Here is a 514-nt window from a genome sequence, read left to right on the forward strand (position 1 = left end):
GGGCCGCCCACCAGCACGGGACGATCGGCCGGAATGGGCAGCATCGTGGCCGTGGGCAAGGACAGGTACTTGCGTTCCGTGTGCGCACTGTTGTGCGACATCGGCAGCATGCCCGCGCACCAGCAACTCAGTGCGGGTAGCGCCTGGAACGACATCGGGTCGCCGTTGGCCAGCACGGTGCGGCTGCCCATGAACGACTCCGCATCCTGCGACGGCCCCCTTGCATCCGATGCGGCAAAGCCTGCGCCCAACGGAAAGTGCAGGCCCGGCGCATGGACCGTGTGCGTGCCCGCCGTGGCGCGCAGCAAGCCGTTGATCGTGACCGGCGCGCCCCCGCCGCCCGATCCGACCTGGCCACCCAGGGCATCGCTTACCTTCCGCTGCACAGCGTTCGCCGCTTTCAGCGCGTCCATCCCGCCCTGGACGACATCGTTCTTCATGACGGCGTCGACCGCCCCCAAACCCGACTGGACCAGATCGCTGCCCATCACATCGGCGATCTGCTGTTCATGGG

General features: G+C 68.1%; 1 protein-coding gene. It reads right to left on the reverse strand.

From position 1 onward, the window contains the following. Positions 1 to 514 (reverse strand): hypothetical protein (locus QCE88_RS41980; RefSeq protein WP_309911941.1); only part of this gene is annotated, 514 nt, incomplete at both ends.

The sequence above is a fragment of the Caballeronia sp. LZ035 genome (assembly GCF_031451175.1).
In the GTDB taxonomy this organism is placed as follows: domain Bacteria; phylum Pseudomonadota; class Gammaproteobacteria; order Burkholderiales; family Burkholderiaceae; genus Caballeronia.